The sequence below is a fragment of the Actimicrobium sp. CCI2.3 genome, from assembly GCF_035019065.1.
Taxonomy (GTDB): Bacteria; Pseudomonadota; Gammaproteobacteria; order Burkholderiales; family Burkholderiaceae_D; genus Actimicrobium.
In genome coordinates, this window is record NZ_JASJWR010000018.1 from 41,159 (window position 1) to 54,569 (window position 13,411).

General features: G+C 57.4%; 14 protein-coding genes. 3 read left to right on the forward strand and 11 right to left on the reverse strand.

The window, feature by feature from the left end:
* Positions 1-193: 193 nt before the first annotated feature.
* The 3 genes from QN370_RS11475 to QN370_RS11485 are packed head-to-tail and all read right to left on the reverse strand — an operon-like array spanning position 194 to position 3,421.
* Positions 194-1,711 (reverse strand): malonyl-CoA synthase, encoded by a 1,518-nt coding sequence (locus QN370_RS11475; RefSeq protein ID WP_322126497.1) that lies wholly within the window; start codon positions 1,709-1,711, stop codon positions 194-196.
* Positions 1,708-2,511, reverse strand: coding sequence for a prolipoprotein diacylglyceryl transferase (gene lgt, locus QN370_RS11480; protein WP_322126498.1), 804 nt, complete (start codon positions 2,509-2,511; stop codon positions 1,708-1,710). Before lgt ends, QN370_RS11475 begins: the two co-directional genes overlap by 4 nt.
* 13 nt (positions 2,512-2,524) lie before the next feature.
* The gene (locus QN370_RS11485; RefSeq protein WP_322126499.1) at positions 2,525-3,421 is read right to left on the reverse strand and encodes a LysR substrate-binding domain-containing protein; all 897 of its coding nucleotides are present in this window, start codon (positions 3,419-3,421) and stop codon (positions 2,525-2,527) included.
* A gap of 117 nt (positions 3,422-3,538) precedes the next feature.
* Between QN370_RS11485 and ilvD the strand changes: the two genes are divergently transcribed.
* On the forward strand, positions 3,539-5,212 hold the full coding sequence (ilvD, locus tag QN370_RS11490) for a dihydroxy-acid dehydratase (RefSeq protein ID WP_322126500.1): 1,674 nt from the start codon (positions 3,539-3,541) through the stop codon (positions 5,210-5,212).
* 271 nt (positions 5,213-5,483) lie between these two features.
* Here the strand turns inward: ilvD and QN370_RS11495 are convergent, their stop codons facing one another.
* Entirely contained in the window at positions 5,484-5,717 is a 234-nt protein-coding gene (locus tag QN370_RS11495; protein WP_322126501.1) for a TIGR04438 family Trp-rich protein, read from the reverse strand.
* A 164-nt stretch (positions 5,718-5,881) separates the two neighbouring features.
* Here QN370_RS11495 and QN370_RS11500 point away from each other — a divergent pair, with 164 nt between their 5' ends.
* Positions 5,882-6,190 carry a c-type cytochrome gene (locus tag QN370_RS11500; RefSeq protein ID WP_322126502.1) on the forward strand — a complete coding sequence of 103 codons (309 nt, stop codon included), beginning with the start codon at positions 5,882-5,884 and terminating at the stop codon, positions 6,188-6,190.
* A gap of 66 nt (positions 6,191-6,256) precedes the next feature.
* On the opposite strand, the gene QN370_RS11505 is transcribed toward QN370_RS11500, so the two are convergent.
* The 3 genes from QN370_RS11505 to QN370_RS11515 form a co-directional block, all read right to left on the reverse strand.
* Entirely contained in the window at positions 6,257-7,258 is a 1,002-nt protein-coding gene (locus QN370_RS11505; protein WP_322126503.1) for an MBL fold metallo-hydrolase, read from the reverse strand.
* A gap of 96 nt (positions 7,259-7,354) precedes the next feature.
* On the reverse strand, positions 7,355-8,128 hold the full coding sequence (locus QN370_RS11510) for an SDR family oxidoreductase (RefSeq protein ID WP_322126504.1): 774 nt from the start codon (positions 8,126-8,128) through the stop codon (positions 7,355-7,357).
* A gap of 81 nt (positions 8,129-8,209) precedes the next feature.
* Entirely contained in the window at positions 8,210-9,361 is a 1,152-nt protein-coding gene (locus tag QN370_RS11515; RefSeq protein ID WP_322126505.1) for a branched-chain amino acid ABC transporter substrate-binding protein, read from the reverse strand.
* 141 nt (positions 9,362-9,502) lie between these two features.
* On the opposite strand from QN370_RS11515, the gene QN370_RS11520 reads away from it, so the two are divergent.
* The gene (locus tag QN370_RS11520; protein WP_322126506.1) at positions 9,503-10,012 is read left to right on the forward strand and encodes an Lrp/AsnC family transcriptional regulator; all 510 of its coding nucleotides are present in this window, start codon (positions 9,503-9,505) and stop codon (positions 10,010-10,012) included.
* 38 nt (positions 10,013-10,050) lie between these two features.
* Here the strand turns inward: QN370_RS11520 and QN370_RS11525 are convergent, their stop codons facing one another.
* The 4 genes from QN370_RS11525 to QN370_RS11540 are packed head-to-tail and all read right to left on the reverse strand — an operon-like array spanning position 10,051 to position 13,382.
* Complete coding sequence (locus QN370_RS11525) at positions 10,051-10,485, reverse strand: EamA family transporter (protein WP_322126507.1); 435 nt, start codon at positions 10,483-10,485, stop codon at positions 10,051-10,053.
* A gap of 50 nt (positions 10,486-10,535) precedes the next feature.
* Positions 10,536-11,957 (reverse strand): sensor histidine kinase, encoded by a 1,422-nt coding sequence (locus QN370_RS11530; RefSeq protein ID WP_322126508.1) that lies wholly within the window; start codon positions 11,955-11,957, stop codon positions 10,536-10,538.
* Positions 11,933-12,598, reverse strand: coding sequence for a response regulator transcription factor (locus QN370_RS11535; RefSeq protein ID WP_322126509.1), 666 nt, complete (start codon positions 12,596-12,598; stop codon positions 11,933-11,935). The genes QN370_RS11530 and QN370_RS11535 overlap by 25 nt, the downstream gene beginning before the upstream one ends.
* A gap of 25 nt (positions 12,599-12,623) precedes the next feature.
* Positions 12,624-13,382 (reverse strand): hypothetical protein, encoded by a 759-nt coding sequence (locus tag QN370_RS11540; protein WP_322126510.1) that lies wholly within the window; start codon positions 13,380-13,382, stop codon positions 12,624-12,626.
* Positions 13,383-13,411: the final 29 nt, after the last annotated feature.

Genomic DNA, 13,411 nt, shown 5'->3' on the forward strand with positions numbered 1-13,411 from the left:
GGGGAAGGCCGCAAACTCGCTTCGCTCAGACATGCGTCCTTCTTATCCCCTGCCTGACTCCGACTTTTGGCAGCTGCTTCAATGCGGAACAGGTCAACTGCAACTTCAACATCAACATCAACATCAACTTCAAAACGACAATGCAATGGTTCGATAACCGACACCAAATGCACTGATGCCCGAAGCTACAGCGCTAGGACTGCGCCACCAACGGATACCGCTCCCGCAACAAATTTTTCTGCACCTTGCTCATCGCATTGCGCGGTAATTCGTCGACGAAGACCACCTGCTTGGGTACCTTGAAGTTGGCGATGCTGGCTTTCATCGCTGCGATGACGCCGGCTTCGGTCAGCGTCGCACCTTTGGTGGTGACGATGATCGCCATCACGGCTTCGCCGAAATCCGGGTGCGGTACGCCAATCACGGCCGATTCCTCGACCCCATCGAGTTCATCGAGGAAGGATTCGATCTCTTTCGGGTAGATGTTGTAGCCGCCGGAAATGATCAGGTCTTTGCTGCGGCCGACGATGCTCAGGTAACCCTGTGCGTCGAAACAGCCGACGTCGCCGGTGATGAAAAAGCCGTCATCGGTAAATTCCAGCGCGGTCTTTTCCGGCATTTGCCAGTAGCCCTTGAACACGTTGGGTCCGCGCACTTCGATGGCACCAATGACGCCGGTTGCGCACACTTGCCGTTGCTCATCGACGACCCGCATCGTGATGCCGGGCAAGGGCAGACCGACTGTGCCGCCGACACGTGCGCCATCGTACGGATTCGAGGTCATCATCGCTGTTTCGCTCATGCCGTAGCGTTCGAGAATCGTCTTGCCGGTGCGGGCAATGAAACTGTCGAAGGTGTCGAGCAGCAGCGGGGCCGAGCCGGATACGAACAGGCGTATTGATGCACAGGTGTCGCGCTCGAATGCCGGATCGGCCAGCAGCCGGACATAAAAGGTCGGCACGCCCATGAAGACGGTCGCACGTGGCAAATGCCGGATCACGGTGGTGCTGTCAAAGCGCGGCAAAAAAATCATTTTGCTGCCGTTGAGCAGCGCACCATGACATGCGACGAACAAGCCGTGGATGTGGAATAGCGGTAGCGCATGCAACAGCACATCGTCTGCTTGCCAGTGCCAGGCTTGCTGCAACACTTGTGCGTTGGTTGCGAGATTGCGATGGCTGAGCATCGCACCCTTGCTGCGTCCGGTGGTACCCGATGTGTACAACAGCGCGGCCAGATTGTCGTCGGTTACGGCGACTGTCTCGAAGGTGTCCGGTTGTGCCGCGGCGCGTTCGAGCAGCGAGCCCTGGCGCTGGTCATCCAGCGTGAAGACTTGCTGCGTGCCGGCCGCAAACGCCAGTTTTGACAGCCAGCCGAAGGTCGACGGCGCGCAGACCAGCAAGGCCGGTTTCGCATCGTTGAGGAAATACGTCATTTCAGCGGCGCGGTAAGCGGTATTCAATGGCACGAAGGTGAAGCCGGCGCGCAAGGTGGCGAGGTACAGGATCAGCGCTTCGGGCGACTTCTCGACTTGCACGGCGATGCGCGCACCGGCCGGCAACACCAGACTGGCGAGCAGGTTGGCCATGCGTGCGCTGGCGTGTTCGAGGTCATGCCACGAGTACTCGAGGCCGTCGTGGGTTTCGATACAGCAGGTGCTGCGGTCAGCCGGAAAGTTGGCAGCGAACAGGGCGTACAGGTTACTCATCAATGTGGGACTTTCTTGCTGCGGTAAGCGATGACGATCAGGATGATGCCGAGCACGATCATTGGCACCGACAACATCTGTCCGGCGGAAAGCGTGACCGGTCCGAGCGGCACCACATAGTCGGGTATGCGGAAGTATTCGGTGAAAAAGCGGGCGCAACCATAGCCCAGTGCGAACAGGCCGCTGACCGCCATGCGTGGTCGCTCTTTGCGCGCATACAGCCACAGTACGATGAACAGCAGCAACCCATCGACCAGCGCCTGATAGATCGGCGAAGGATGGCGCGGCAGGTTATCGACATTGGGCCAGATCATCGCCCAGGGCAGCGATGCATCGGCGATCCGGCCCGGCAGTTCGGCATTGATGAAATTACCGATCCGACCAAACGCGTAACCCAGCGGTACCAGCGGTGCAATGAAATCCATCACGTCCATCAGGTGGCGACCTCGCCGACGACTCCAGAGCGCCATCGCCAGCAGCACACCGAGGAAGCCGCCATGGAAGGACATGCCGCCTTTCCAGACCATGAAGATATCGAGTGGATTGCTGAAATAAAAGGCAGGGTTGTAAAACAGGACTTCGCCGAGACGTCCGCCAATGACGACGCCCAGCACGCCGTAAAACAGCATGTCATCAAGGTCTTCTTTTTTCCAGCCCATGACGGCGATGTGGGTCTGCTTGATCCGCACCCGGCCGAGCAAAATGAATTGGGCAAAGGCGGCCAGGTACATCAGCCCGTACCAGCGGATGGCCAGCGGGCCAAGATGGATGGCAATCGGGTCCGGCATCGGATGGATCAGCATGGAAATTTCCGCATCAGGTTTTCTTTCGCAATAAATCGAGGAAGGCGTGCAGGACCGGCGAGTGATTGTCGCGCCGCCACGCCAGTCCGGTTTCGACCAGGGGTGTTTTGCCACGCAAGGTTTTGTACTCGACGCCGGGGCGCTTCAGATTGGACACGGATTGTGGCACAAGTGCAATGCCCATACCCGCAGAAACGAGTCCGACGATAGTTTGCATCTGGATCGCTTCCTGACCAATGTGCGGCGTCAAGCCCGCATCGCGGAAGGTCGCCAGGATGGCATCGTGGAAGGCGGGCGCGATACGGCGCGGAAAAATAATCAGCGGCAGGTCAGCCACGGCCTTGAGCGATACGGCGCCGCTGCCAGCGAGCGCCTTGATGCCCTTGGGTGCCGCCAGGATCAGCGGCTCCGACAGCACGCGCAGGTAAGCCAGGTCGGTCGACGATTTTTCGGGCAGCGGCGCGATCAGCAGGCCGACATCAATGCGGTTGTGGGCCAGGTCCTCAAGCTGGATATCGGTGGTGGCTTCGCGCAATTCGATGTGCACGTGCGGCGTGTGTTCGCGAAATTCGCGCAGGAACGGCGGCAGCACGCTGTAGTCGGCCGTCGAGACAAAGGCCAGTACCAGCCGTCCCGACGCGCCCGAGGCGGCCAGTCGTACCAGTTCGGGCAACGCATGCGCCTGCGCCAGCAAGCGCCGCGCTTCGGTCAGCAGCGCGCTGCCAGCCGGCGTCAGCGCAACGCTGCGATTGGTGCGGGCGAACAGCCGATGACCGAGTCCGGCTTCGAGCGCCTGGATGGTTTGCGACAACGGTGGCTGCGTCATGTGCAGCCGCGCGGCGGCACGGCCGAAGTGCAGTTCTTCGGCCACCGTCACAAAATAGCGTAGCTGGCGCAGTTCGATGGTCATGGATTGTTGTCTTCTTCCATTGAGTCGTCAATCGTCTCAATCTCGTGCGAATCATATATTTGACAGCATGCGACACGCAAGGCACTGTAGCGCTTTTATTCCTCTCCGGAGACTTCCATGGCATTCAATCGCCGCTCGAAAAATATCACCCAGGGCGTCTCGCGCAGCCCGAACCGTTCGATGTATTACGCCATGGGCTACGAGAAGGCCGACTTCGACAAACCGATGGTCGGTATCGCCAATGGTCACTCGACCATTACACCGTGCAATTCGGGCTTGCAGAAACTGGCTGACATCGCGATCTCGACGATCAAGGAAGCCGGCGGTAATCCTCAAGTGTTCGGCACGCCGACGATTTCGGATGGCATGTCGATGGGTACCGAAGGCATGAAGTATTCGCTGATTTCGCGCGAAGTCATTGCCGACTGCATCGAGACAGCGGTCAATGGCCAGTGGCTCGATGGCTGCCTCGTCATCGGCGGTTGCGACAAGAACATGCCAGGCGGAATGATCGCGATGGCGCGGACCAATGTGCCGAGCATCTATGTCTACGGCGGTACGATCAAGCCGGGCAACTGGAAGGGCAAGGACCTGACCATCGTGTCAGCGTTTGAAGCGGTCGGCGAGTTTTCGGCTGGCCGCATGTCGCAGGAAGATTTTGATGGCATCGAGCGCAATGCCTGCCCGTCGTCGGGTTCGTGCGGCGGCATGTACACCGCCAACACGATGTCGTCATCGTTTGAAGCGCTCGGCATGTCGCTGATGTACTCGTCGACCATGGCTAACCCCGATGATGAAAAAACCGGTTCGTGCGCCGAGTCCGCCCGCGTGCTGATCGAAGCGATCAAAAAAGACCTGAAGCCGCGCGACATCATCACGCGCAAGTCGATCGAGAACGCCGTGTCGCTGATCATGGCTACCGGTGGTTCGACCAATGCCGTGCTGCATTTTCTGGCCATTGCCCACGCGGCTGAAGTCGAGTGGACCCTCGATGATTTCGAGGCCGTGCGGTTACGCGTGCCCGTGATCTGTGACCTGAAGCCATCCGGCAAATATGTCGCGACCGACCTGCACAAGGCGGGCGGCATTCCGCAAGTCTTGAAGCTGCTATTGAATGCCGGCTTGCTGCACGGCGACTGCATGACGATTACCGGACGCACGATGGCCGAAGAACTGGCTGCCTTGCCCGATGTGCCGCGGGCTGACCAGCACGTGATCCACACCCTTGAAACCGCGCTGTACAAACAAGGTCATCTGGCCATCCTGAAAGGCAACCTGTCACCAGAAGGTTGCGTGGCCAAGATCACCGGCCTGAAGAACCCGGTCATTACCGGACCGGCGCGCGTGTTTGAAGATGAATACACGGCGATGGATGCGATCCTCGCTGACCAGATCAAACCGGGCGATGTGCTGGTGATGCGTTACCTCGGCCCGAAGGGTGGTCCGGGCATGCCGGAAATGCTGGCACCGACTGCGGCACTGATCGGCAAAGGATTGGGCGAAACAGTTGGCCTGATTACGGATGGTCGTTTTTCAGGTGGTACCTGGGGCATGGTGGTGGGTCACGTCTCGCCGGAAGCTTTCCTGGGCGGCACCATTGCGCTGGTGCAGGAAGGGGATTCGGTCACCATTGATGCGCGTCAGTTGCTGATTCAATTGAATGTCGCTGACGAAGAAATTGCCCGTCGGCGTGCTTTGTGGACCGCACCGGCACCGCGTTACACTCGTGGCGTATTGGCCAAGTTTGCCAAATTGGCGTCGTCGGCCAGCAAGGGTGCGGTGACGGACTGAGGTTTTTCTTTGCGAAGAGAGGTGTGACCTTGGGAGCTTGTTCGGTGCAATGCCCTTCGGTTATTGCACCCTACGCAAAGTAGACACCGCTCAAAAAACCGTAGGGTGCAATAACCGAAGGGCATTGCACCAAATGCAAAGTAGACACCGCTCAAAAAACCGTAGGGTGCAATAACCGAAGGGCATTGCACCAAATGCACTGGCAAGCCCGTTTGAAAGGAGATGTGACGTCTTTCCGGAAAAGCTTTACCGGTATGCGATGGGGAAATGATTACCAGCGCGGTGGTTTTTTCTCGAAGGTTTTCTTGACGCGCTCTGTGCGGATGCGTTCCATTTCGTCGTGTGCTTTGCGCTTGTCGAGTCCGAAGAGGGGTTCGATGAATTCAAACCAGATGAAGGCAACGCCGAACAGAGCGGCAATCCACCACCAGGATAAATTGGCGACCGGGCCGATCTCGAAATAGCGCAGCAGACCCAGAACGACGATCAGGATGATGATTGGCATTACGACTCCTCTTAGTTTTTGTAGGATAGGGTGTCTGGAACTAACGGTCAACCGCGTTGGGCGGGGGTTGCGTGCAGTCGGCGGAGGATTTGTCACAACTTAGCTGTCAAGGCATTCCGATAATCCACTGTAGAATCGATCGCTAGTCTTACATGGAGATCGCGATGAAATTTTACTTTCTGGTGGGTGTGGCCTTGAGTGCATTCGTGTCGAATGTGGCGTTGGCCAATGCCGATTTGGCGAAGTCGAAAAACTGCATGGCGTGTCATGCGGTTGCCAACAAGGTGGTGGGTCCCGGATACAAGGACGTCGCAGCCAAATACGCCGGACAAAAAGATGCGGAAGACAAGTTGACGCAAAAAGTACTTAAAGGCGGCAGTGGTAACTGGGGTGCGATACCGATGCCTGCCAATACGCAGGTCAGTGAAGCCGAAGCGCGCACGCTGGTGAAATGGATATTGACGCTGAAATAAGCGTCGGGCAATTAAAAAAGCCGCCGGGTTGATTGAACCCGGCGGCTTTTTTATGGGAGCGGCAGGTTAGCGACCGATGCCAAACGGTGCGTACTGCACCGGTACCCAGCCGTAGCTGGCGCCTTCGCTGCGCAACTGGCCAATACCTGGAAACGGCAAGTGGGCACCCGCGACATAGCTCTGCTTCTTGACCGCGTCATCGAAGATTTTTTTGCGCATCGGGACGGCTTTGCTGCTGTCGTTGTCAAAACCGATGGCGATGCCGGGACGCGGGAACTGCGTTGCATAACTGTGGATCAGGTCGCCCAGGATCATCAGGGTCTGGTCTTTCGAGGTGACCTGATAGCTGGTGTGGCCGGGCGTGTGTCCCGGTGTCGCTACAGGCGTGATACCGGCGACGAGCACTTCGCCACTGGCGAAAGGCTTGAATTTTCCCGCGTCGATGTACGGTTGGACCGAGTCACGCGCCATCTTGAAGAAGCCTTGCGCGTCTTTCGGTGCCTTGGCGGCAATCGCTGCATCCAGCCAGAAATCGGCCTCGGCCTGCGCCGGACGCAATGTCGCATTCGGATAGGCAGGCTTGCCATCAGCATCGAGCAGGCCGCAAGCATGGTCCGGGTGAAGATGAGTCACCACGATGGTGTCGATCTGGGATGGCTCGTAGCCCGCCGCTTTCAGGTTGGCAGGCAGCGCACCCAGCGTCGGGCCAAAGCATTTGGCCGACCCGGTATCGACCAGGATCAGGTTGCTGCCGGTGTTGATGAGATAGGCATTGACGGCTGTCTGGATACTTTTCTTGTTGACGAACGAACGTGCCAGCAATGCCTTGATCTCTTTCGGTGTCGCATTTTTCAGCAGCGCCGTGTCGAGTTCGATATAGCCGTCGTAGAGCGCAGTGACTTCAAAGTCACCAATGGCCATCCGGTAGTAGCCGGGAACCTGGGTCTTGACTTGCGCGGGTGCCGCCGCCAGCACTGCAACGGGTGCCAGTAACGTGCAGGTCGCCAGGCCCGCCAGAGCGAGCGTCAGGACGCTGCGTTGTGCAAAATGAAAAGTGATTGATGGCATGAGAATCCTTGTAGCAAGTTGATCGGAAAGTGCCGTAGTCGGTTTTTTTCAAATGGCAGGATAGGCGATCCGGGAAATGTCTGCAGGCGGCAGTGGTTATCGTCCCAATGTCGGGAACTTGGCGAAGCCGCTATCGACCAGGATGAACTCGCCGGTAGTGCGGGCTGCGCCATTGCAGAGCCAGAAGCAGGCGTCGGCGACGTCGTCCGGCTGGATCGTCGACGCCAGCGGGGTGACCTTTTCGTAATTGGTCCGCATCGCGTCATAGCGCTCTATCCCCATGCCTTGTTGCAGCCAGGGTGTTTCGACCAGGCCCGGTCCGACCGCATTGACCCGGATCGCAGGTGCCAGTGCGCGTGCCATGCCAAATGTCATGGCGTTGAGTGCACCTTTCGACGCCATGTAGGCAAGGCAGGAGCCGCTGCCCATGACCGATGCGACCGACGACACGTTGACGATGCCGGCTCCGGGATTACGCTGCATCAGCGGTGCGAAGGCACGGATCATCTGGTAGGCACCGATCACGTTGACTGCATAAATGTCATGGAAGTCCTGGGCCGACAACCCGTCTAGATCGGTTGCGGCGACGAATTTCGTCGTGCCGGCATTGTTGACCAGCGCATCGGCACGTTGCCACTTAGCGTCCACCGCTGCGGCGAGTGCGCGGCAATCGGTATCTTGCGCGACATCCGCTTGCATGACCAGAACGTCCGCACCAAGCGCACGGCATTGTTCGGCAACGACGTTGGCCGGTTCCGGATTGCGCGAAAAATTGATGACCACGTTGTAGCCGTTGCGGGCAAACAGGCGCGCAGTGGCGGCACCGATGCCCGACGATGATCCGGTAATGACTGCTACTTTTTTAGACATGACATCCTCGACTGGAAACAGAGTGGCAAAAAAAAACGCCCCGATCTTGCGATCGTGGCGCCTTGGGGAGCAACCGGATAATTACTTCACTACTGCCAGTTGAAGACGCTTGCCGCTCTGGTAGGTGTACAAGGTCAGTGTGCCGTCCTTGATGTCGCCTTTGCTATCAAACGCGATATTGCCGGTCACGCCTTTGTGCTGGATTTTCGACAGCACGGGTGCGTACTTGGCGGGATCTGACGAGCCGGCCTTGACCATCGCATCGACCATCGTCATGACGGAGTCATAGACGTACGGTGCGTAGATCTGCACATCGACGCCGAATTTTTTCTTGTACGCCGCCTTGAAGTCTTCCATGCCTTTTTTCTGTGCATCTTCGACACCGCCTGCTTCAGCGCAGACCACCTGATTGTCGGCCATCGCATCGCCGGCCAGGGTGGCCAGTGCTTCGGTACAGATACCATCACCGCCCATGAACTTGGCTTCGATGCCCAGTTGTTTCATCTGACGCAGCATCGGACCAGCGACGGCATCCATGCCGCCGAAGAACACGACGTCCGGTTTTTTCGATTTGATCGAAGTCAGGATGGCGTTGAAGTCGGTTGCCTTGTCGTTGGTGTACTGGGTGGCGACGATCTCGACACCGGACGATTTACCTTTGGCACCCTTGATGAATTCCTCGGCAACACCTTGACCATAGGCAGTACGGTCATCGATGACCGCAACACGCTTGGCCTTCAGGACTTGCACGGCGTAGCGACCCAGCGTACCGCCGAGCTGACCGTCATTGGCGACCACGCGGAAGGCGGTCTTGAAGCCTTGCTGCGTGTATTTTGGATTGGTTGCTGATGGAGAAATCTGTGGAATGCCGGCTTCGTAATAAATCTTCGAGGCAGGAATCGTAGTACCTGAGTTGAGGTGACCGATGACGCCGTTGACTTTGGCATCGACCAGTTTCTGTGCGACGGCCGTACCTTGTTTTGGATCGGCTGCATCGTCTTCTGTCAGTAGCTCGAACTTGACTTTTTTTCCACCGATGACGACGCCTTTGGCGTTGAGTTCGTCGATGGCCATCCTGGCACCGTTTTCATTGTCTTTGCCCAGATGGGCGATCGCGCCAGAGATCGGACCGACGTGACCGATCTTGACGATCTGTTCCTGGGCGGAAGCAGTTCCTGCAAATGCAAATGCCAACGCGGCGGCCAAGGGAATCATTTTTGGTTTGAACTGCATTTATATACTCCTGAGGATTGAAAAAAAACAGCCTAGCGGCAACACTGTCATTCAGATTTCTGAACATGTAGAAGTTACATGACATGAACGTGATCGCAAAGCGTTTTTCTGCGATTTTTTAACCAATTGTTCATTTTTTATATGCCTAAAATTTACGCACTAGACAAAGTCGATCGCAAGCTCCTGAACCTGCTGCAAAAGGACAATCAGACCCCCACGCGCATGCTGGCCGACAAGACGCATATCTCGCAGCCGACCTGCCTGCGCCGTCTGCGCAACTTGCGCGAGGCCGGCATTATCAACGCCGATGTGGCGCTGGTCGATCCGTTTGCGCTGGGCTACGGCATGCTCGCTTTTCTTGAAATTTCACTGACGAATCAGTCCGACGAATGCATGCAGGAATTCGAGACCAGAATGAGCAAGGAAGCCGAGGTCATGCAATGCTATTTCATCTCGGGAGATTTCGACTATTTCCTGGTAGCGCATGTCATCGACATGGACGCGTATTACCAATTTGTGCGCAGGGTGATTTCAGGTTCGGGTAACGTGCGGCATTTCCAGTCGCGCTTTCCGATGAAGCGCTCCAAGTTCGTGACACGGATTGCCTTCGATGAAAAGTCGCTGGAAGTGCAAGTGCGCGCAAAAAAATGAACTCTCTGCAGCCGATTCTCCCTAAGTCCGACAGGCTCCTAGCGCTTGAAGGCCAGCAAGAGCACCCCACCAGCGACCATCGCGATACCGGACCACTCCCGTAACGATGGCCGTTCGCCGAGAAACGCAAAGGCAAATACCGCGACCAGGACAAGACTGAGCTTATCGACTGGAGCGACCTTCGACGCTTCACCAAGTTTGAGTGCTCTGAAATAACAGACCCACGATGCGCCAGTCGCCAGGCCGGACAAGGTGAGAAACAACCATGTTTTCGGTGAAAGTGCGAAGGGATCGGACCACTTGCCTGTCGCCGCGACGAAGACTGACAGGACCACGATGATGATTGCCGTTCGGATCAAGGTGGCGAGGTCGGAATCGACGCCCTGAATTCCGATCTTGGCAAAAATGGCGGTCAGTGCCGCAAAAATGGCGGACAGAATTGCCCAGTAAAACCAGCCGGTTGTTGTCGTCATCTGTTTCCCTTTTTTGCGGGTGGATTCATTTTTCGGTGGTCACGACCAGATCAAACTGACTCGGTGTCTTGAGGTAACGGCGGTGCATTTCTCGTCCTTGCAGACCCTTGATGAGACGGCCTGGCCAGCGAAACGGACACCTGAACACGCAAGCCTGAATGGCTTGCTTCGTCTGTCAATGCTAGCGCAATCTTCGCGCCAATCCGGTCCGTGATTGCCTTGACGATGGCAAGTCCCAGACCTGATCCGGCTTGATCACTGCCCGGTGTGCGATAGAACGGGTCAAATACCCGCTGTTGCTCGGCCACTGAAATACCTGGTCCGGAATCCTGGATACGCACAATAGCCTGGCCGTCTTTCGTGGTGACCGAGAGATCGACCGTGCCGCCATCTTGCGTGTAGCGAATAGCGTTATCGACTAAATTCTTGATCACGGCAATCAGATCTGCTTCGCTGACCCAGAGTGCGGCGTCTTGCTCGCCGTCGACACCGATATCGATCTGCCTCGCTTCTGCCAGTGGCAAGATATCTTCCAGCACACGGCGGAAGATATGTTGCACGGATATCGGCGCTTTGGGTACCGTGGAGACAGTCTGTGCCTTGGCCAGGGTGAGGAGTTGGTCCAGCAGGTTGCGGCCGCGCTCTATGCCCCGGCGCAATGTAATGAGACGTTCATGCGCCAGGTCGGACATCTCGGCCTGGGCCAGTCGTTCGGCTTGCAGCGACAACGCAGTCAATGGCGAACGCAGTTCATGCGCGGCATCCGCGACAAACCGGCGCTGTGTCTCCATCGATTGCTCGACGCGAACGAGCAGACGGTTGATCGCCACCACGAATGGACGTACTTCGGCGGGAAGATACCTGTCTTCGACGGGATGTAATTCCTGTTCGGATCGCCCGTCAATTTCTGCCGACAACGAAGCGATCGGCAGAAACAGCTTGCGCACCAGGTCAGCCACGATCAGGAGCAGGATGGGCACCAGTATCAGCAGCGGCATCAGGGTACGCAAGGCACTGGCGCGCGCAATGTCATTGCGTACACCGGCTTCCTGCGCAACGGCGATCCGTTCGTTATCGGACGTCGTTTTGACCAGCACACGGAATGGCTCGCCGCTGACGTCAAGCGTATGCAAGCCGTCGGGGAGGGTTGGCGGCAGCAGCAGCGGTGCGCCAATGTTTCCCGTGGCGGCCGCCTTGCTGCCATCGTAAAGATATTGAACGACGACACGCGATTCCTCGTCGCTGTCCCTGGCGCGGCCATCGTCCCCGAGATGGGATAGCGGCAGATGCTGCCGGTCGAAAAGGGCGGCAACCTGTCGCAGCATGTCGTCTTGCAACTCGTGCGCTTCGTCAAATGCCGATACGAAGGAAAATGATCCCGCCAGTATCGCAATGACCAGAATCACAAGCGACAGCGTAAAGGACAGCTTGAACTGAACCGATTCGTTCAAGCGTTTTTTGAAACCATCCATCCGACTCCTCTGACATTTTTGATGACGTCGCTACCTAGCTTGCGCCGCAACGCATGGATCAGGAATTCGACGGCGTTGCTCTCAACCTCTTCGCCCCAGCCGTAAAGTCGGTCTTCCAGATCGCGCCGGGAAAGAATTGCGCCGGGGCGTGTCAGCAAGGCATGCAGCAAGCCGAACTCACGGTTGGACAGTTGTACCGACTCACCGTCGTTGACAGCGACCTCCCGGGTTGCCGGATCGAGCGACACGATGCCATTGCCGAGAACCGGTGTTGCGCTGCCTCCCTGGCGTCTGAGTACGGCTCGCATGCGAGCCAGCAGTTCGGCGATCTCAAAGGGTTTGAGCAGGTAATCATCGGCCCCGCCGTCCAGACCACGCACGCGATTATCGAGGCCATCGCGGGCGGTGATGATGAGAAGTGGAACCGGATTGCCGCTGGCGCGAATGCTGGTCAGTACTTCCAGACCATCCTTGCCGGGAAGTCCAAGGTCGAGCAACACCAGATCATAGTGCTGGCAAGCCAGCGTCGTGAGGGCGGTTTGACCATTCTTGACCCAGTCAGCCGCGTACGACGCGTCTTTCAGCGCGCCCTGGATGGCTTCGCCAATCATGATGTCGTCTTCGACCAGCAATACGCGCATGTCAACTCCCGCAAATAACGATCAATCAGTGCGCTGTTCTAGCCGCATTTTGCTTGAAAAGCAGAATGCTGATCAGGATAAAAGCAAACAGGGCCGCCGAGGCGGAATAACGACTCAGTGCCAGGCCGCCAGCATTGAGCGGCTTGTCCAGAAAGTCGCCGACCACGGCCCCGAGGGGACGCGTCAAAATGAAGGCGGCCCAAAATAGCAGAGTGCGCGACACCGTGGTCCAGTAGTAGAGGGCCACGACCAGCGCCAGCAACGCGCCAAATATCATGGCCGCACCGGCATACGCCAGTCCGGCGGTGCCGGCAGTCCAATCGCCCAGTGCCGTTCCTAATGTTTGAGAAAACATGATGGTCACCCAATAAAACATTTCGGCTCTCGGTGAACTGACGGTGCTGACTGAGACCGAGCCGAGTGTCCGATGCCAAAGCAGCAGCGAGCCGAGCAACAAGGCCGTCAACAATGCCGAGCCCCCCGCGTAGCCGATACCAAGGGAACGGTCAGCAAAATCCGCGAGCGTCGTGCCGACGGTAGTGGTGGCGATGATGGTGGTCCAGTACAGCAATGGCTGAAAGGTCCTGGACTTGATCTGGGCAAATACCGCAATCAAAAACACGGCCATGAAAATGATCGACCCAACGAGGTAGCCCAGATTCATTGACATCGACACGGCATCGCCGCCGGTTTCCCCCAGTGTGGTGGCTGCAATCTTGATGACCCAGAAAACGAGCGTGACTTCCGGCACTTTGGCCAAGGATTTTTTTAGTGATGCATTCATGGAGGTTCCTGTAAGTGGGGCAACGGTTG